Origin of the sequence: Paenibacillus sp. BGI2013 (assembly GCF_002843485.1) — a bacterium.
GTDB lineage: Bacteria > Bacillota > Bacilli > Paenibacillales > Paenibacillaceae > Paenibacillus > Paenibacillus amylolyticus.
The window spans coordinates 277,327-294,641 of record NZ_PJFA01000004.1; the positions used below are offsets into that span (position 1 = coordinate 277,327).

16 protein-coding genes are annotated in these 17,315 nt (G+C 44.9%); 10 read left to right on the top strand and 6 right to left on the bottom strand.

What is annotated here, in order from left to right; all coding sequences use genetic code 11:
* Nucleotides 1–53 precede the first annotated feature (53 nt).
* Nucleotides 54–1,019, bottom strand: coding sequence for a LacI family DNA-binding transcriptional regulator (locus tag CXK86_RS12250; protein ID WP_101313822.1), 966 nt, complete (start codon nucleotides 1,017–1,019; stop codon nucleotides 54–56).
* A 232-nt stretch (nucleotides 1,020–1,251) separates the two neighbouring features.
* Nucleotides 1,252–1,695, bottom strand: coding sequence for a MarR family winged helix-turn-helix transcriptional regulator (locus CXK86_RS12255; RefSeq protein ID WP_101313823.1), 444 nt, complete (start codon nucleotides 1,693–1,695; stop codon nucleotides 1,252–1,254).
* A 117-nt stretch (nucleotides 1,696–1,812) separates the two neighbouring features.
* Between CXK86_RS12255 and CXK86_RS12260 the strand changes: the two genes are divergently transcribed.
* The 5 genes from CXK86_RS12260 to CXK86_RS12275 all read left to right on the top strand — a co-directional run bounded on the left by CXK86_RS12260 (nucleotide 1,813) and on the right by CXK86_RS12275 (nucleotide 4,895).
* The gene (locus CXK86_RS12260) at nucleotides 1,813–2,331 is read left to right on the top strand and encodes an SDR family NAD(P)-dependent oxidoreductase (protein ID WP_257467825.1); all 519 of its coding nucleotides are present in this window, start codon (nucleotides 1,813–1,815) and stop codon (nucleotides 2,329–2,331) included.
* Nucleotides 2,332–2,354: 23 nt separating this feature from the next.
* Entirely contained in the window at nucleotides 2,355–2,561 is a 207-nt protein-coding gene (locus CXK86_RS32660; RefSeq protein ID WP_257467826.1) for a Rossmann-fold NAD(P)-binding domain-containing protein, read from the top strand.
* Between the two features lie 45 nt (nucleotides 2,562–2,606).
* Entirely contained in the window at nucleotides 2,607–3,437 is an 831-nt protein-coding gene (locus tag CXK86_RS12265) for an SDR family oxidoreductase (RefSeq protein WP_101313824.1), read from the top strand.
* Between the two features lie 202 nt (nucleotides 3,438–3,639).
* Entirely contained in the window at nucleotides 3,640–4,032 is a 393-nt protein-coding gene (locus tag CXK86_RS12270) for an ArsR/SmtB family transcription factor (RefSeq protein WP_047843023.1), read from the top strand.
* Nucleotides 4,029–4,895 carry an aldo/keto reductase gene (locus CXK86_RS12275; protein WP_036615674.1) on the top strand — a complete coding sequence of 289 codons (867 nt, stop codon included), beginning with the start codon at nucleotides 4,029–4,031 and terminating at the stop codon, nucleotides 4,893–4,895. Before CXK86_RS12270 ends, CXK86_RS12275 begins: the two co-directional genes overlap by 4 nt.
* Here CXK86_RS12275 and CXK86_RS12280 read toward each other — a convergent pair.
* Together CXK86_RS12280 and CXK86_RS12285 are read right to left on the bottom strand one after the other, a co-directional pair.
* Nucleotides 4,889–6,238 (bottom strand): response regulator, encoded by a 1,350-nt coding sequence (locus CXK86_RS12280; RefSeq protein ID WP_076253112.1) that lies wholly within the window; start codon nucleotides 6,236–6,238, stop codon nucleotides 4,889–4,891. The two genes, CXK86_RS12275 and CXK86_RS12280, sit on opposite strands and share 7 nt — an antisense overlap.
* A complete protein-coding gene (locus tag CXK86_RS12285) occupies nucleotides 6,238–7,947 on the bottom strand; it encodes a sensor histidine kinase (protein WP_036615670.1) in 1,710 nt (569 codons plus the stop codon). Before CXK86_RS12285 ends, CXK86_RS12280 begins: the two co-directional genes overlap by 1 nt.
* A gap of 317 nt (nucleotides 7,948–8,264) precedes the next feature.
* Here CXK86_RS12285 and CXK86_RS12290 point away from each other — a divergent pair, with 317 nt between their 5' ends.
* From CXK86_RS12290 to CXK86_RS12310, 5 genes are all read left to right on the top strand, one after another.
* Nucleotides 8,265–9,149 (top strand): ABC transporter permease, encoded by an 885-nt coding sequence (locus CXK86_RS12290; RefSeq protein WP_036616097.1) that lies wholly within the window; start codon nucleotides 8,265–8,267, stop codon nucleotides 9,147–9,149.
* An 18-nt stretch (nucleotides 9,150–9,167) separates the two neighbouring features.
* The gene (locus CXK86_RS12295; RefSeq protein ID WP_017688372.1) at nucleotides 9,168–10,037 is read left to right on the top strand and encodes a carbohydrate ABC transporter permease; all 870 of its coding nucleotides are present in this window, start codon (nucleotides 9,168–9,170) and stop codon (nucleotides 10,035–10,037) included.
* Nucleotides 10,038–10,086: 49 nt separating this feature from the next.
* On the top strand, nucleotides 10,087–11,772 hold the full coding sequence (locus CXK86_RS12300; RefSeq protein ID WP_076253113.1) for a type 2 periplasmic-binding domain-containing protein: 1,686 nt from the start codon (nucleotides 10,087–10,089) through the stop codon (nucleotides 11,770–11,772).
* Nucleotides 11,773–11,844: 72 nt separating this feature from the next.
* Nucleotides 11,845–13,560, top strand: a complete 1,716-nt coding sequence (locus tag CXK86_RS12305; RefSeq protein ID WP_051447402.1) for a discoidin domain-containing protein — start codon at nucleotides 11,845–11,847, stop codon at nucleotides 13,558–13,560.
* 30 nt (nucleotides 13,561–13,590) lie between these two features.
* Entirely contained in the window at nucleotides 13,591–14,532 is a 942-nt protein-coding gene (locus CXK86_RS12310) for a family 43 glycosylhydrolase (protein ID WP_051447401.1), read from the top strand.
* 78 nt (nucleotides 14,533–14,610) lie between these two features.
* Here the strand turns inward: CXK86_RS12310 and CXK86_RS12315 are convergent, their stop codons facing one another.
* Both CXK86_RS12315 and CXK86_RS12320 read right to left on the bottom strand, forming a co-directional pair.
* On the bottom strand, nucleotides 14,611–15,138 hold the full coding sequence (locus tag CXK86_RS12315; RefSeq protein ID WP_036615666.1) for a DinB family protein: 528 nt from the start codon (nucleotides 15,136–15,138) through the stop codon (nucleotides 14,611–14,613).
* A 149-nt stretch (nucleotides 15,139–15,287) separates the two neighbouring features.
* Nucleotides 15,288–17,309 (bottom strand): ATP-dependent DNA helicase, encoded by a 2,022-nt coding sequence (locus tag CXK86_RS12320; protein ID WP_076253114.1) that lies wholly within the window; start codon nucleotides 17,307–17,309, stop codon nucleotides 15,288–15,290.
* Between the last annotated feature and the right edge of the window lie 6 nt (nucleotides 17,310–17,315).

A 17,315-nucleotide genomic window follows, 5' to 3' on the forward strand; every position in this document is an offset into this window, starting at 1 on the left:
AACTCATGATCTCAAATGGGCTCTTTTTTTCTTTTAAAAGGATGGATGTTGTTTTATGTAGATTTTCGTTCAATCAGTCTAAACTGAAGAGGATTAAGATTGGATGCCGAATTTTCCAGCATACTCATAATAATATTAAAGGCATTCTCTGCTTGTTTATCCACGGGGTAATGGATCGTTGTCAGATCCAGCAGGTGAGCGCTGTCTGTATTATCAAATCCCATGATTCCCACATCATCCGGAACCGAAAACCCCGAGCGTTGAATCTCCGTTAAAATACCTGCTGCTACCTCATCAGTCGAACAGGAAATGGCATCCGGCTTGTCCGTTTGTTCTATCCACCATCGCGCTATTTCCTCACCATCATGAATGGTGACTTTGTTATGAAATTGCGGAAAGCCGGTGTTCTTCAACCCATGCTTTTCAACAAAATCCTCATAAGCTCTTATTCGCTCCAAGGTATTTTGTCCTTTGGACGAATATACGTTCAAAATTTTACGATAACCTCTGGCATACAGATATTCGAGACCCAGCGTATAACCTTGATATTGGTCCATAAATACGGACGGTATGGTGTCGCTGGTAAGACGCTGCCATGTTACAATTGGCCCATATTTTGTATAGGATTCGATGATATCCCACTCAATCGTCCGAACCAGACAAAGAAGGGCATCCACCTGTTTACTGCGTAACATTTCAAGCGCCACAAGCTCCTTATCACGATCTCCGTCTGTCATAAAAAGCATAATGTTGAATCCGTATTTTTGGGATATCATGTGAAATGAACGGACAAGTGACATCAAAAGGGGATTGTAAGTAACACCCATAACACCGATGACTTTTGTCGCTCCATTTTTTAAGGACTTTGCATTCGAATTAGGGACATAATCCAATTGCTCAATGATGTTCAAGACTTTTTCTCTTGTTAAATCGCTTACATAAGGATGTCTATTAATTACCCTTGAAACGGTTGCTGTAGAAACGCCTGCAAGACGTGCAATCTCTTGAATATTTGCCATCTGATCCACCTCATCATAAGGATAGCACGATTTTAATTGTTTACAAGGTAGAGGCCATCATCTCGATTTGTGACCAGATAATGGCATGTTAGATGTTGAGAACAAAAACTTAAATCCTCACAAAGTGACACGTATTTTTCATATACCTTCTACGTTGGTTGACAAACCGAAACCACGTTTGTTAGAAGCTCACCTTTAACAAACGTGGTCGAGACGGCGGCTAGATAAGACGCTAAGAGCTTGAGTTTGTCCTTTCCGCCAGTTTAGTAATCAACTCGATATCTTGTTCGGTTAATTGTTCAAAAAAATGTTTGCGTATTGCCTTGGAGAGGAAGGGACGGGCATCATCTAACATTGATTTTCCAGAAGATGTGATACTAACTTGTACTCCACGATCGTTGTCTAATGGTTTCTTCATCACGAGTCCACGTTTTTCCATACGCTTCAGATGATGAGATAACCGACTTTTATCCCAGTCCATAGAGTCGGCTAATTCCTGTTGGCGAAGGCTACCATCCCCAAAAAGGACTAATCGGTCCAATACTCCAAAATCACCCTCTGACAGTCCTGAGTGATCGGCCATATCTTTGACGATGCGACCGAAGATGGTCTGAAAGGAACCTTTCCACATATGCCATATTCGCATTTCTTCTTCGTTAAGTTCATTTTTATCCATAGGAGCATAATAACATGGTTGACGCGTCAACTTCAATGTGCTAAATTTGATCCGAGGTTGACACGTCAACTTAGTTCATATGGACCCACCAATCACAAAATAAAGGAGATTATAACTATGCAAAATAAACCTGTCGCTCTGGTCACCGGGGCTAATAAAGGTATCGGCCTTCAAATTGCGAAGGATCTCACGAAACAAGGATTCACCGTGCTCGTCGGATCTCGCAGCCTGGAGAATGGAGAAACTGCCTCAAAAAGCATCGGTTCGAATTCACACGCTCTCCAGCTCGACGTTACAGATGAAAATTCCATCGCTGCTGCTGCAGAACGTATTCGGGACGAATTTGGTCGTCTCGATGTACTCGTGAACAATGCGGGGATCTCGCACGCAGGCAGATCGGGTGAACCATTTCCGAACGGTGGCGCAGCGAGTGGTCTTTTGACCGTTGCTTCGCTTGAAGATATTCGTACAGTTTATGAGACTAATGTTTTTGGAGTTATTGCTGTTACGCAGGCGATGTTGCCACTTTTGCGGGAGGCCCCGGCAGCACGTATCGTCAACATAGGCAGTACCGGCGGCTCCCTTAGCTGGAACTCTATTCCCGAAAACTCGCATCGTGCGATGTTTGGTGCCTAGCATCAAAATCAGCTGTTCATGCGATGACACTTGCCTTTGCATTTGCGCTTGAATCAACAAACATCAAGGTCAATGCGGCATGTCCAGGCTTCACATCCACTGCGCTTAATAATTTTGCTGGTACTCGTAGTGTTGAACAAGGGGCTCGTGAAGCGGTCCGGCTGGCGATGATTGGAGCGGATGGCCCAACAGGAACATTTTCAGATGAGGATGGACCCATTGCTTGGTGATCATAGTTATACAATGAGGGTGAGTAACTTAAGGAGGATTTCATGATGCGCGTTTTCGTAACAGGAGCAACAGGCTACATCGGTTCCGCTGTCACCAGCGAACTTATTGAAAGGGGGCATCAGGTCATCGGTCTCGTGCGTTCAGACAGTAGTGCTGCGAAACTAGAAGAGTCCGGGGCCGAAGTACACCGCGGAGACATCAACGATCTTGACAGCCTCCGTAGTGGTGCAGCTGCTGCGGATGGCGTCATTCATCTGGCATTCCATCACGACTTCTCGAACTTCGCTGGAGCACTCACAACAGATCTGCATGCCGTAGAAGCGATGGGGGCGGCACTTGAAGGATCTGGCAAGCCGTTCGTAATCACCACACATGTGAATGCAGTGGCAACGGAGAACATAGTGTTAGCGCTGGCAGGGCGTGGAGTGCGTACATCGATTGTAGAGCTTTGTCCATCGGTACACGGTGAGGGTGACACAGGATTTGTGCCGAGCCTGATCAATATTGCCAAGACTAAGGGCTTCTCAGCCTATGTGGGAGAGGGGAACAACCGCTGGCCGGCTGTGCATCGCCTTGATGCCGCGCATCTATATTGCCTGGCGTTAGAAAAGGCACCCGCTGGTTCACGACTAGATGGGGTCGCAGATGAAGGAGTGCCATTTTGCGACATCGCGAGTGCTATTGGTGAGCAGCTGAACGTACCTGTAGTCAGCATTTCACGCGAAGAGGCAGATGCCCATTTTGGCTTTCTCAGTACACTCGCATCGCTCGATATCCCGAGATCAAGCATTGCAACTCAGGAACTTATGGGATGGCGGCCAGTGCAACCTGCACTGATTCCCGACCTTAAACAGTCTCATTACTTCAACAACTGATTGGAATTTTCATGCCTTTTAAAAAAAATAACAACTATTAATAGAAGCCACTCCATTCGTCAGGGGTGGCTTCTTCTTTTGCTAATGTATTCTTAAGACATGGGAAAAATAGGTTCTTGAATTTCTTTCCCGATGTACAGCCGAATCCGAGATTGTGATAGGCTGTATCTACAAAAGTATTACACATTCTAAATGGAAGGGGATGATTTACCTGGATCAGGAACTTGCGACCACGATTGCTATCGAATTTAAGAACAATCAGAAGGTGTTGAATGCGATCGGAGACGAGACCCGGCAAGCCATCCTCATAGCCTTGATTCAAGGGCCGCAAAAACCCGGCATGCGCGTAGGAGAGATCAGGATGAAAACTCATCTTTCCCGACCGACCGTATCACATCATCTGAAAATATTGAAAGAATCACAGATAATAAGTGTTCGTAAAGAAGGAACTCTCAACTATTACAGCCTTGACTCCGGTAGCAAGTTGAAATTGTTGAAAAACCTGGTGAACGAGATAGAAAAGTTGCTAACGCAATGTGAAGAACAAGCATCGGAACAACAATTAGAAAAAACGGGGAGGGGGAGTTGCGAATGAATCAGACAGTCGCAGCGGCAAACGGAGTGGACATTCCTCAACTCGGGTTCGGCCTATATAAGATCAAAGACGGGGGGACCTTCGAAAGGACTGTCGAGGAGGCTATTCGAATGGGTTATCGCCATTTCGATACGGCCAAAATTTACGGTAATGAAGCGGCGCTAGGTCGGGTCATCCAAAACAGCGGCATTCCCAGGGAGGAGTTCTTCATTACCTCCAAGGTATGGACGACAGACCTGGGGTACCGTGCGACGAAAAAGGCGTTTGAGCAGACTTGCCAGAAGCTGAACGTAACATATCTCGATATGTATTTGATTCATTTTGCCGGTCCTCAATACGTGAACGCCTGGAAGGCGATGGAAGAGTTATACGACGCAGGTAAAATCAAAGTTATAGGTGTAGCCAATTTCGAGATCCGGCATCTGGAGCATCTGAAGAAACATTCCCGGATTTCGCCGATGGTAAATCAGATCGAGACCCATCCGGAATTTCCGCAACACGAATTGCATGATTACATGGTTCGACATCGGATTCTGCATGAGGCTTGGGGACCGTTGGGGCAGGGAAGCAAAGCGCTGCTGGAGCATCCGGAGCTGGTGGCAATTGCCCTTTGCCATCAGAAATCGGTTGCGCAAGTCATTTTGCGCTGGCATCTGCAACGCGGAATTATTGTCATCCCCAAATCATCGAATCCTCAACGGATAAAAGAGAACAAAGAAACATTCGACTTTGAGTTGAATGAGAAGGAAATGGAACAAATACGACGGTTGGACACGGGTAAAAGATATTCCGTAAGTCCAAATGGCTACATGGTCAACCCGATTTATATCAATTTGATGAAATTATTTATTCGTTCTCATTGATGGATCATATTTCTGCGGTACTGGTAGGGCGTAACTCCATATTCGACTTTGAACAACTGGATAAAATATTGATTTTTTCGGTAACCAACCATCTGCGCTATATCGGCTACACGGAGTTCCGAATCTTGAAGCAATTGAGAAGCCTTCTCCAACCTTTTCCTGGAAATGTAGTTTGACACATTTTCGCCCGTTTCTTGTTTGAATAGTTTGGAAAAATAAACAGGATGGAGATGTGCAACTTTCCCCAGTTCATCCAGGCTAAGGCCATGTGACAGATGGTCTTCGATATACGTTTGTACTTTGTCAACGATAGTTTGAATGGACATCTGTTTGTTGTTTCTGATTCGACTGACCCGATCCATGAGAGTTGAGGATAGTTCATCAGGATACCGTAACTGGTTGAATATCCACTCCACGGTTTCAGAGGGATCGCGATCCTTATCCGTTAGATATACATATAGAATGGTCTCCATGAGAAAGATTATTTTTTGTTTATGGAGATGGAAGTGATCATATTTTTTAATGATATTTCCCGCGGACTCCCAATCACCGCATGACGGAGAATGGTTGAATATGCCATTGAAGTCGTCTGAGTATACGTCCTCATTAAGAAAGAACCTGTAGAACATCTGTCGGGTCAAATTTCGATCAGTCAACAAAAATGGAGGAGACGCGACCGATTGCTCCAGTTTGATGGTCAGTTCTGCAGCAGCTTCTTCCGGAACAAGACCGAACAGTCCCGTTCCCGCAGCCCACACGAGACGATCCAATTTGTCTCCGACAGCATGTTTTATAGCATCCTCATGTTCCTGTGTGAAACCCTCCAGCTTGAAGCAGCACATACGACGATGACCTAAAAATTCAGTATACGCATCATATTGCTTCCTTAATGTCTCATTGTGAACAAGCAAGGAAAGCAGATACTCCAATCCATCGAAGTTCTCCCATGCAACAGATTGAGCGGGCTTAGTCTTTGTAATATTGTTGATGGCTTTGGACATGGCTTTCTCCACATCATCTTTGTCGACAGGTTTGAGCAAGTAGTCCAGCGCACCTAAACGGATTCCTTGTTGCGCATATTCGAACTCGGAGTAGCCAGAAAGGATGATCACTTTGGTTGGCAAGTTATGTTGGTGGATATGTTGAAGCAGATCAATACCGGAAACCTCAGGCATTCGTATGTCAGTGATCAGAATATCGATGTGGTTTTGAGTCAACATCTCTCGGGCTTCAATCGAATTGGTCATCGTCTCGATCTGATCAATGCCAAAGGTGTTCCAATCGAGCAAGTGCTTCATATACTCAACGACATAATGTCCGTCATCCACAATTAATAATCGCATTAGTTATCTCCTTTCACCACGGGAATGCTGATGAGCAGCAGCACGGACAAGCCGCCCCAATCATTAGTAGTAAAATGTAACCCGCTACGTTCGCCGTACGTATTTTTCAGACGTTGATTTACATTCCAGAGCCCTACGCCTTTAATTCCTTCAGGCGGGGTATCACTCTCAAGCCGAGCCTCCAGACTGCGGATAGCATCCAGTGAAAGACCTTTACCGTCATCGGAGACCTTGATCGTTATCGCAGTCTCCGTCTGTTTTACTTCAATCGTCACCCGATGGGCACCTTGTTGTCCTTCAATGCCATGTTGAATCGCATTTTCAACCACTGGCTGGATTATCAGCGGCATGAGGTGAAGGGAGGACAGTTCTGGCGGCAGATCAATACTGTACTCCATTTTTTTGCTAAGAGCCATAATGATCAAGAAATGTTCCGCAAACTGAAGCTCGCTTTCCAGCGTGACTTCATGCCGGTCCAACTTGGTTAAATAACGATAATATTCAGCTAGATGTTTGCTCATGCGCATGACAGAATCAGGTGAGAATTGAGCCACCGACATGATGAAAAACAAACTGTTGTACAAAAAATGGGGATTGATCTGAGCCTGGAGTTGTTGAAGTTCCGCACTTCGTCTTAGTTCCGTTTCAGTCTTCAAGGATACGAACAGATCCTGGATCTCGGTAACCATATGATTAAAACTTCTGAACAGGCTGTAAAACTCTCTATCCGTATTTTCGGTAATACGAGTATTATGATTGCCTTGTTCAACCTGTGAAAACTTCCGCTCCAACAAACGAATATTACGGTAATAGTTCCGGTAAAACGTAAAGATCACAAACAGACCAAGCGTGAAAACGGCTAAAATGCTGGCAAAAAAAACTTTGCGGTTGCGGTCAATCGGTTGCAGAAAATCATTCGTCTGTGTATATGTAATCAGGTAGGCGTCGATTGATTCAATATATCGGGAAAGAACATAGTAATCGTCCGACTTGGTGTGATAATCATATTTCAACGTGATCTCCGGCTGTGGAGAAAGCATATCGGTAACCGCTTTCAATAGATCGTTGTCGACTTCTTTCTCACTCCATAACTGATGGGAATTAAACCAAAAAAAAGCGTTTGAGCTGTCGTTGTTCACAGCCTTTTTCAGCAGATTTTTCAAATAATCGGTATTCAGCTTTACACCAACGACGTACTGAGTCGGTTCATTTTGTCCGGATTTTTGGATGTAAGGGTAGAGGGCAAAGTAATACAAGCGATTGCCGACGATTTGCCATCCCCGTTGATGAACATCCTTGAACGGAAGTCTCGCCTCCGGCGTACTGTTGGTGGACAGAAATGTTTCTTCAGACTTCCAGTAAATGCCGATCGATTCAATCGATCGACTGGATAGTAGCGTTTGCCGCAAGCGATCAACGATATCGTTTTTCTTCATTTGGGAATCGTAATTGCTCAGCTCGATAACATGCCTCTGATAAAACCGGACATCACTGTCTGCCGCATACTGAACCCCGTACATATTAGCCTCGTATATAATCCCGTCAAGAATGCCTTTCACATAATCAAGCTGGTTTTTGGAAGCACTAATCAGATTTTCTTCAAGTGTCTTGGAGCTTAATCGGTTCATCACGAAAAACAAACTTAACGTCAGCAGCAGAAAAAAAACAAAGAAATAGATGAATCGCTTCATATACATTTTTCTGATCATATATGTTTCCTTTCATATCGCCAAACGCAGAAGTTTAAAATCCATATCGAATTAACTTTAATATAAGCCAAACCTTCAAAAAGCGGAAGGGTAGCAACGACGATAAATGAAAGCGGTTTTAAAGTGCTTCAGGGTGGGGTGATGATCTTGAGATTTTGGCATTTTGGAGTGAAAGCGCTTTTGTTAAGCTTATCTTCAAGGATCGCTTTCGAAGAACCATCATAGAGGAGGTATGCAACATTAACGAGATTGTACCCGCCAGATCCGCGAAAAAAACAAAAACAAAGCTATCCCAGCGGACTTCATTCAAAAAGGAAATCAAGAAAAGCTGGCCTTTGTACGTACTGTGTATTCCCGCATTTGTGTTTGTCTGCATCTTTTCTTATGGCCCGATGGTAGGTTTGCTCATGGCATTTCAGGACTACAAACCATGGCTGGGCATCACAGGTTCACGGTGGATCGGGTTAGATAATTTCGAACGAATTTTCCAGTATAAAGAAGCCACACAAGCGATTGTTAATACGTTAATTATCGCCGTTTCTAAAATTATCGTTGGTATTATCGTTCCAATCGTCATGGCTATCCTGCTGAGCGAGATTCGAAATATGGGCATTAAGAAAAGTGTTCAGACACTGGTGTATCTGCCGCATTTCTTGTCCTGGGTAACGGTCGCGGGGTTGATGATCGACATTCTGGGATTAGACGGAGGAATCAATCACATCTTGACACGTATTTTCGGGAACGATCCCATTTACTTCTTGGGTGATCCTGATCTGTTTCGATTTACGGTTGTGATCAGCGATGTGTGGAAGAGCTTTGGCTTTGGCATGATTGTTTATCTGGCGACCATTGCGGGAATTAATCCATCTTATTACGAAGCGGCCGAGATCGATGGTGCCACACGCCGGCAGCAAATTCGATACGTAACTTTGCCTAGCATGTTGCCCATGATTATCGTCATTTCTACGCTGAGTCTGGGCAATATTCTGGACGCGGGCTTTGATCAGGTTTTCAATCTGTACAATCCGCTTGTCTACAGTACGGGAGATATCATTGACACCTATGTCTACCGTTCATCCTTGTTAAACGGGCAATACGGCTTCGGGACCGCTGTAGGACTGTTCAAATCGGGAATTAGCTTGATCTTGATCGTTGTCTCTTACAGGCTGGCCTATAAGTATGCCAATTACAAAATATTCTAACAAGGAGGGAGAGGGATCATGTACCATAAAACGACAGGTTATAGAGTATTCTCCTATTTTAATTACGCGTTCATGATACTGGCGGGTCTGGCGTGTTTTCTTCCACTGCTTCATCTGTTGGCGCAATCTCTAAGCAGTAAAGCGGCCATTAGCGGTAATATGGTTTCATTTTGGCCGGTGGGGTTCAACGTGGATGCCTATGTAAAAACGTTCAACAATTCTAATTTCAACGGTGCCATGCTGACATCCATCACTCGAACCGTATTGGGTACAACCATCAGCATGTTTATCCTTACCTGTGCAGGATATGCCTTGTCCAAGGAATTCCGGGGACGCAATGTGCTCATGTGGTTTTTTATCTTTACCATGCTCTTCTCGGGGGGATTGATACCTTCTTACATATTGATCACAGCCCTTGGATTAAAGGATACCATATGGGCTCTTGTGTTACCGGGCGCTTTCGGTGCTTATAATTTGATTCTTCTCGTCAATTTTTTCAAAACGATTCCAAAAGCCCTGGAAGAAGCAGCTTTCATTGACGGAGCTTCCTTTTTCGTAATTCTCAGCAAAATATATTTACCATTATCTCTGCCTGGCATAGCGACCGTATCCTTGTTCATTATGGTGGGGCACTGGAACTCCTGGTTTGACGGGATTTTGTACATGTCGGATGCAAGTAAGTATCCGCTGGCTTCGTTCTTACAGACTGTTGTCGTGCAGAGCAATATGCAAAATATGGCGATGAGCCAATCTGAAGTTGCAGCCATGTCGGAGCAAAGCATCAAAGCAGCGCAAATTTTTGTAAGCACGCTACCGATCATTTTGGTCTATCCTTTTTTACAACGATATTTCGTGAAGGGAATTGTACTAGGAGCCGTCAAAGAATAATTAGGATGACGACAAACAAATTGAGTATGAGTGAAGGGGGCATGTTTCCATGAAGAAAAGAACTGATTTATGGAAAATGGTAAGTATGGTTATGCTGTCGGCTGTTCTTATGGCTGGCTGTAGCAAAGGGGAGAGTGCTTCCGAGACCGCACCGGCATCGGTGCTTAAGGACGGAAAATATGACCCACCGTTTACAATTACCATCGCCAAACAACAGGATGAAAATGCTGGAAAGTACATCAACGGTGAGACGTTGAATGACAATGTATTGACCCGTTGGGGCGAACAAAACCTGGGTATCAAAATCCAAACCACCCTGCTGGGAGGTGATGCTTCACAATATAATACCAAGCTGCGGCTGGCACTGACGGGTTCCGAGAAACTACCAGACGTTCTGCCTGTCTATGATACCATGCTGGTCAATGATCTGATCGAGTCGGGGCAGGTCAAGGAGATTACAGAAGACATCTCAACCTACATGCCTGACCGGATAAAAGAAATATACAAACAATACCCAACCACCTTCAATCCAGTGGTTAGGGAGGGTAAGGTCTACGGAATGGCGATCGCGCCGAATTTGACGGAAGGCGAAGTCATGTTGATCCGCCAGGACTGGTTGGACAGATTGAATTTGAAAGCGCCAACAACGATTGATGAGTTTGAACAAGTCATCGCGGCGTTCACTAATGAGGACCCAGATGGGAACGGCAAGAAAGACACATACGGCTTTACTTTTTCAGGTAAAGATTCCTACAACACGGGCTGGGTCAGCGATCCAGTCATGATATTCAGCGCATACACGGGCAAACATCTTCCAAGGCAATGGCATAACGACAATGGCAAACTCACCTATGGATCTGTGGCTCCTGGCAACAAAGAGGCACTTGCCAAGTTACGCGATTGGTATGCACAAGGGTACTTGAACAAAGAATTGGCCACCCAAGGTGCCTGGGATGCACTGTCTGATTTTACGGAGGGGAAAGCTGGTATCATCATTGGTCGTCCTTGGCTGTACGACAGTGTGAAGGACGTAGAGAAAAATGTGGAGGGTGCAAAAATCAGCGCTTATCCGACCATTCAAGGTGTGAACGGTGATAAGACCTACCAATCCGCCCAGTTGAACGATGGTGTGTTCATGTTTAACAAGGATTTTCAGAACATGGAAGCCTTCTTCCTGTACTACGATAAAATGTACGACGCAGCGTTCAGCACGGGAGAGTTCAAATACGGCTACGCTCAAGGATACGATTACGATATCGTTAACGATGAAGTCACTTTTGATCCAACGAAATTCAATACGCCATTAGAGGCTGTGCAGGGTGTTGGGAAAATGGCATTTACCAAAAATACACCGAGTGTTGATGGCCCCGGCCAATCCTACTACGATCTGGCGAATGGGGTTAAAGCCGACACGGGTGTCCTCATTCAGAGCGCCTCGAAGGATCAAACGACGCAGGACGGATACCGGATTTCGTATGAAAACAGAGATGTTTTACTGCCAAATGAGTTTAACGGTCCACCAACGCCAACGATGCAAAATGTGTGGGAACAGTTGACCACCATGGAACAAGAGACGTTCACCAAAATCATATATGGCAATGAGCCGCTTGAAGTATTTGATACCTTTGTGAAACAGTGGCATGAAAAAGGCGGAGACACCGTGATCGAAGAAGTTAATGAATGGTACAACCAAGCCAGCGAGACGGATGTAATGACACTGATGAATTTGAAATAAAATCTAGTTTCACCTGAACCAGCCTTCCGGCAACAGGAAGGTTGGTCTTCTAAAAAAAGGAGATGATGAGACATGATCAAAGGTAAATCGTGGATGGCTATCGTCATTGCATTGATGTTGTTAACAGTTCATTTAACGTCCTCAGCTCAAACCGTTCACGCTGCTGGTGAAGAGACCCATGTTGCTGCAACATTGTTTGTGCTAAAGAATGAATCCGAAGTATCCAATGCCAAAATCCATTGGGCACCTGTCCAGGGAACTACTGCATACGAGTTATATAGATCCGAGAACAATGAGCCCTATGATTTATTACAGACCCTAACCGGTACAACGACGGATGATTATGACCTCAACATAGGTAGTACGTACAAATACCAAGTGAAGGCATATGGCGGAACTTCCTTGTTAACCTCCGCTGTCTCGCCAGAATATACCCCTTACAGCCTTCCAGAAAACCTCACAACTTTTGATAACACAACGCAATCAACGCTTATGCTCCCGAATGAACTTAAAGTGGGAGACACCTACTACAGATTCAATTTCGTGCAAAAGTCATCAGGCGGTTTTGGCGAAATGATTCAACAGACGTCAACGGATGACATCACCTACGGTAACGACAAAGTGGTCCTGTCCTACACGGATCATCCCGATCTGGCCAACTCTAAATTTGAAGGGATCAATATCCTATATCACGCGCCCACGAACAAATTTGTTTTTTGGGCTCACTATGAGAACAGTACAGACTACACACTTGCCAGAGTATCGGTGGCTTCGGCCACGCCTGGAGAAGACTTTACATTTCACAAAAGCTTTCGACCGGAAGGGAACCAATCCCGGGATATCTCCATTTTCAAAGATGATGATGATTCGGCGTATCTGATCTCTACGGCCAATAATAATTCGGACACCATCTTATATAAGTTAACCTCCGATTGGTTGGATGTGGATCATCAAGTTTCTGTTATTTATCAAAATCAACACAGGGAACTGCCCAAGATGATCAAAAAAGATGGCATTTATTATTTGTTCTCTTCCCAAGCGGCAGGTTGGTATCCGAGTATACCCTTGTATTCATCAGCAACAAGCATAGACGGAGATTGGTCTGAATTGCGGACGATTGGCAACACGTCAACCTTCTCGGCGCAGTCGGGTTCCGTCATGCGGGTGAAGCCAAATACGGGCAACAACGTGGTTATGGTTGCGTATCGCTGGATGTTCGGCTGGGCAGGTACGCAAAATGGAACAACAGAGGAACGACTGCTTCCCGTTTGGTTCTCTGATGGTTACGCATTTTATGATTATTTTGATCAAGTCCTGTACAACACAAGCGATGATGTTGTCGTTCCCGTTCAGAATGGAAAACTGCTGTCACAAGGTAAACCGGCAACAGCCCAAACGGTTACTGGAACAAATCCGGCAAGTTATGCTAATGATGGCAACTATCAAACCGAATGGGTAGGCACAGGCAGTTCCTGGCCACATTGGTGGAAGGTCGATCTCGGCTCTGTTCAACAGTTGAATAATGTGCAAATCTCCTGGTGGATGCAAAAAGGCTCCGAAGGTTATTACAAATACAAAATCGAGACCAGTACGGATAATATAAACTGGACCGTGGCATTGGATCGAACTAATAATACATCTTACGGTTTCACATCAGATACGCTATCGAGCACTGCTGCCAGGTATGTACGAATTAATATGCAAAATGCGGCACTTCATAACAACCCCAACAATTGGTACACGCCAAGACTATGGGAAGTGAAGGTATTTGGATCGGACACCAATTAACGATGTTCTTAAAAGAAGAGAGGTAACGGTGTGAATAATCAATTAACCAATGGTGGCATCTGGAATGATTCAAGCGGTAATCCAATCCATGCTCATGGTGGACATATGTTATTCCATGATGACTATTATTACTGGTATGGCGAAGATCGGAGAGACGATATATATGTGAGTTGTTACCGTTCCAAAGATCTATTCAACTGGGAGTTTCGAAACCATATCTTGACCACCTCTACACCAGCTGCACCCATTCGAGTTCGGACGAATCTGGCATTAGTGAACGATAAAGGTGGAAAAGTAAATCTCGAACGGCCTAAAGTGCTTTTCAACGCGGTGACCAAAAAGTTTGTACTCTGGGCTCACTATGAGAATGGTAACAATTACAACGATGCCGCATGCGCCATTGCCACATCGGATTCTCCGGATAGTCATTTCGTGTATCATGGCAGCTTTAATCCGTACGGGTATATGTCGCGTGACTGCACGCTCTTTCAGGACGAAGACGGGGCAACGTATTTTATTTCAGCTGCCAGAGACAATGCAGACCTGCACATCTATCGTCTGCAGGAAGATTACCTTAATGTCGAAAGTCTTATCGGAAAGGTGTGGCAGGGGGAGTATCGGGAGGCGCCAGCCGTCTTCAAACGGAAAGGGAAGTATTATATGGTGACCTCATTTTGCACGGGTTGGGCTCCCAATCAAGGGAAATACGCGATGGCTAATACGATGGATGGTCCATGGGGGATGCTCAGCGATTTTGGCGATGAAACGACGTACCAAACGCAACCAGCGTTTGTGCTGAAACGATCAGCGGAGGAGTATCTGTATTTTGCAGATCGCTGGAACGGATCGGATTATTTTCAGTCCAGCTATGTGGTACTGCCCATTGAATTCAATGGGGACATTCCGATTCTAAATGATTATTCCACATTATCTTTGCGAGAGGACGCACATCGGATTCATTTTGAACGATAATTTGAACGATAAAACGACTGATGAGAAAAGACTTTGATCCTACAGCGAATGCAGGTTCAAAGTCTTTTTGGATGAATTTTATAATTTCAAATCCAACGAATAGCGATCGCGAAGTACTGAACAATGGTGGAGCTCATGTCCAGCCATAACAAATGCAATCGATCGAGCTGAAGCAGTGTTATCACTGACGATCCCTCTACAGAGCCATGCTTCCGGGGTGAGGCGACGAAGCATAAGAATGGTTGAGCGGCGTGTGACGGCATATTCTTCGCTCAAATCGGCCAGGGTATACGCATTGAAAGGGTGGGTCTGCATAAGCACGTCCTGGTCGTAGCCGGGATGATTCGCTTGCTCACCTCTGGCGATGCGAAGCAATCGGCTGCTCATGATGCGTTCGTTATCCAAAAGGTGACCGATGACCTCTTTCACGCTCCATTTGCCTTCGGCGTACCGATAATTTGCTTGCTCCTCTGTCAATGAAGAGAGCAAAGTTGGTATGATATTGGCTTGCAGCTCTAAGCGTTCGATGATGTTCCCTTCAGGAACAAGCTGGATGTACCCTTTATAATAAGCTGCATATTCCTCTGTAGTTGGTCTTTCAACCATAGTAATGCCTCCTTTGGGATTCGTAGATCTGGAATATATTGTAGCATAAATCTTACTTCCAGCATTTAAATTGGCCCTTCCGCTTGATAGGTGGAAGGGCTGCTTCATGTAATTTAGGCAGTTTTTCAAGGTTACGTGTTATTCCACTTCTAATCCGTACGTCGTATTCCTTTATTTTGGACAAACTTCTCCAAAACCGCAAAATCCTCTGTCAGTTTTTTGAACGGTAACGTGTCCAGCACCTGTTCCCGATAACTCTTTTTGGCCGCTGCGCTGAGACGAGAGTCAAGTATGCTGAGTATGCCGAGGTCCGTTTCACTTCGAATCAAACGACCCGTTCCTTGCCGTAACCGAAGAAGCATGTCCGGTACAAATACCTCCATGAACGAATTCTCCGTTACAGATGCCTTATATTCATATACAGGATCCGATGGAACAGGGAAGGGCAGACGGAAAATAATGACCTGCGACAGGTCAGACCCCTCGATATTCACGCCTTCCCAGAATACACCAGTACCCAGGAGGACACCTTTGCTTTTCCTGAAATCGGCGATGACACTGTCCTGTGATGATCCCTCTTTTTGAACATGGAGTGCCCACGTATATTCATTAGCCCTTGAGATCAACTTTTTGTGAATGTATTTCATGTCCTCTTTTGCTGAAAAAAGGACGATTGTTCTTCCTTGAGTTAGATTACAGAGTTGAACCAATTCCTTATAAGCTGCTTCAAGATAGATTTCGCGCTGGTCATGTTGGTAATATGGAATTTTGTTCGAAATGTACATCGTGGCATGGTTGGTGTAGTCAAAAGGGGAGGGTTGGCGCTCTAAGAAATCTCCCTTATAACCAAGGGAGTGCGTCATATAAGAATATTGTTCCTCCAGCGTATCCCCGCCTTGGCACAGCGTTGCTGATGTTAGGATTACAGGTACCTTACCATTAAATAAAGCGTATTTCAGAAATTGGCTTATATCTTTGGGACAGATGCTGATTGTGGTTACTCTAAGGGGGCTGCTTGCCCATAAAAGATAGTTGTCCTCAATTTCAGATAAGACACGAATGAGGGTAATAAGCCCGTTGATGGCTTCAAAAGCGTCATCGATCTCCCGCTCGTGGCGTGAGGTCAAAATGGAAAGTCGCAGACTGAGATCTTTTAAATCGTTTAAGACTTGGTTTAACGGTATTCCTTTGATTTCCGACACTTTGATTCGGTCGTTATCCTGCTTGGCATGGTGGAGCAGATCCGCGTTTACCTGTTTGAAGATGCGCTCAGCGCAGTTTTTGATGAACTTGGATTGTGAGAAGAGACTTTTATCCCCGGACTGCTTCGTTAGAAGCTGCACCGTGTTATCCAGAATGCGGCAGATTCCCCGATAAGTGAACTCGAGTGTTCTGGCATCCCGAACTTTTGCTTCCAGATTATGCGCTTCATCAATGACGATCAGAGCAGGCTGTTCTGAGATGATGCTCTTGGTTCCTTCTTTTTTCTTCATCAAATCTCGTATGAGCAAGTCCTGGTTCACGATAATAAAATCAATCTCGTGAGCTTTTGCATTTAATTTCGCTCTCATATCGTAAAACAAACATGCAGTTTTATGATGACAACGTTCAAATTTGCAATCATTCACGGAAACGTGGGACCATTCGGCATCACTAACCCCAGCTTTAATATCGGCTCTTTCATCAATTTCATAATCTAATATGCGCTGCGCAAGGGTAGACACGGAGGAGTTTGCATCATCAAGATTGATCCATTCCGCTGCTCTACTTCGGCAGGCATACTGACCCATGCCTTTTCCCACGACGGAGCGAACCGTTGAGAATCCCAATCGACTACCAATAATCCTTAAATCTTTATGTATCTGTTCCGAGAGCTGAATGGAGGATGTCGCTATAATGACTGGTTTCTGAGACATTTGATTCGTGAGCAGACTTGGGATCAGGTACGCAAAAGACTTACCGATTCCGACACCAGCTTCAATCATGGCATTATGCCCATGGATATAAGCATCGGCGATATCGAGAGACATTTCTTGCTGTCCGATCCGCTCTCTAAGGCCAATTCGGGGGAACCGGTCATATATTCGGAAGATGGCGTTAACCAAAGAACGTTCGATTTCCTTGTCCGGTTCCTGCTTATTTATTTTATAAAGTTCATTTAACCAATTCATAACGAT

Bases quoted from the DNA above. Each gene is read 5' to 3' on its own strand.
- CXK86_RS12250 (WP_101313822.1), bottom strand. From the start codon at position 1,019: ATGGCAAATATTCAAGAGATTGCACGTCTTGCAGGCGTTTCTACAGCA.
- CXK86_RS12255 (WP_101313823.1), bottom strand. From the start codon at position 1,695: ATGGATAAAAATGAACTTAACGAAGAAGAAATGCGAATATGGCATATG.
- CXK86_RS12260 (WP_257467825.1), top strand. From the start codon at position 1,813: ATGCAAAATAAACCTGTCGCTCTGGTCACCGGGGCTAATAAAGGTATC.
- CXK86_RS32660 (WP_257467826.1), top strand. From the start codon at position 2,355: ATGACACTTGCCTTTGCATTTGCGCTTGAATCAACAAACATCAAGGTC.
- CXK86_RS12265 (WP_101313824.1), top strand. From the start codon at position 2,607: ATGCGCGTTTTCGTAACAGGAGCAACAGGCTACATCGGTTCCGCTGTC.
- CXK86_RS12270 (WP_047843023.1), top strand. From the start codon at position 3,640: ATGATTTACCTGGATCAGGAACTTGCGACCACGATTGCTATCGAATTT.
- CXK86_RS12275 (WP_036615674.1), top strand. From the start codon at position 4,029: ATGAATCAGACAGTCGCAGCGGCAAACGGAGTGGACATTCCTCAACTC.
- CXK86_RS12280 (WP_076253112.1), bottom strand. From the start codon at position 6,238: ATGCGATTATTAATTGTGGATGACGGACATTATGTCGTTGAGTATATG.
- CXK86_RS12285 (WP_036615670.1), bottom strand. From the start codon at position 7,947: ATGATCAGAAAAATGTATATGAAGCGATTCATCTATTTCTTTGTTTTT.
- CXK86_RS12295 (WP_017688372.1), top strand. From the start codon at position 9,168: ATGTACCATAAAACGACAGGTTATAGAGTATTCTCCTATTTTAATTAC.
- CXK86_RS12300 (WP_076253113.1), top strand. From the start codon at position 10,087: ATGAAGAAAAGAACTGATTTATGGAAAATGGTAAGTATGGTTATGCTG.
- CXK86_RS12305 (WP_051447402.1), top strand. From the start codon at position 11,845: ATGATCAAAGGTAAATCGTGGATGGCTATCGTCATTGCATTGATGTTG.
- CXK86_RS12315 (WP_036615666.1), bottom strand. From the start codon at position 15,138: ATGGTTGAAAGACCAACTACAGAGGAATATGCAGCTTATTATAAAGGG.
- CXK86_RS12320 (WP_076253114.1), bottom strand. From the start codon at position 17,309: ATGAATTGGTTAAATGAACTTTATAAAATAAATAAGCAGGAACCGGAC.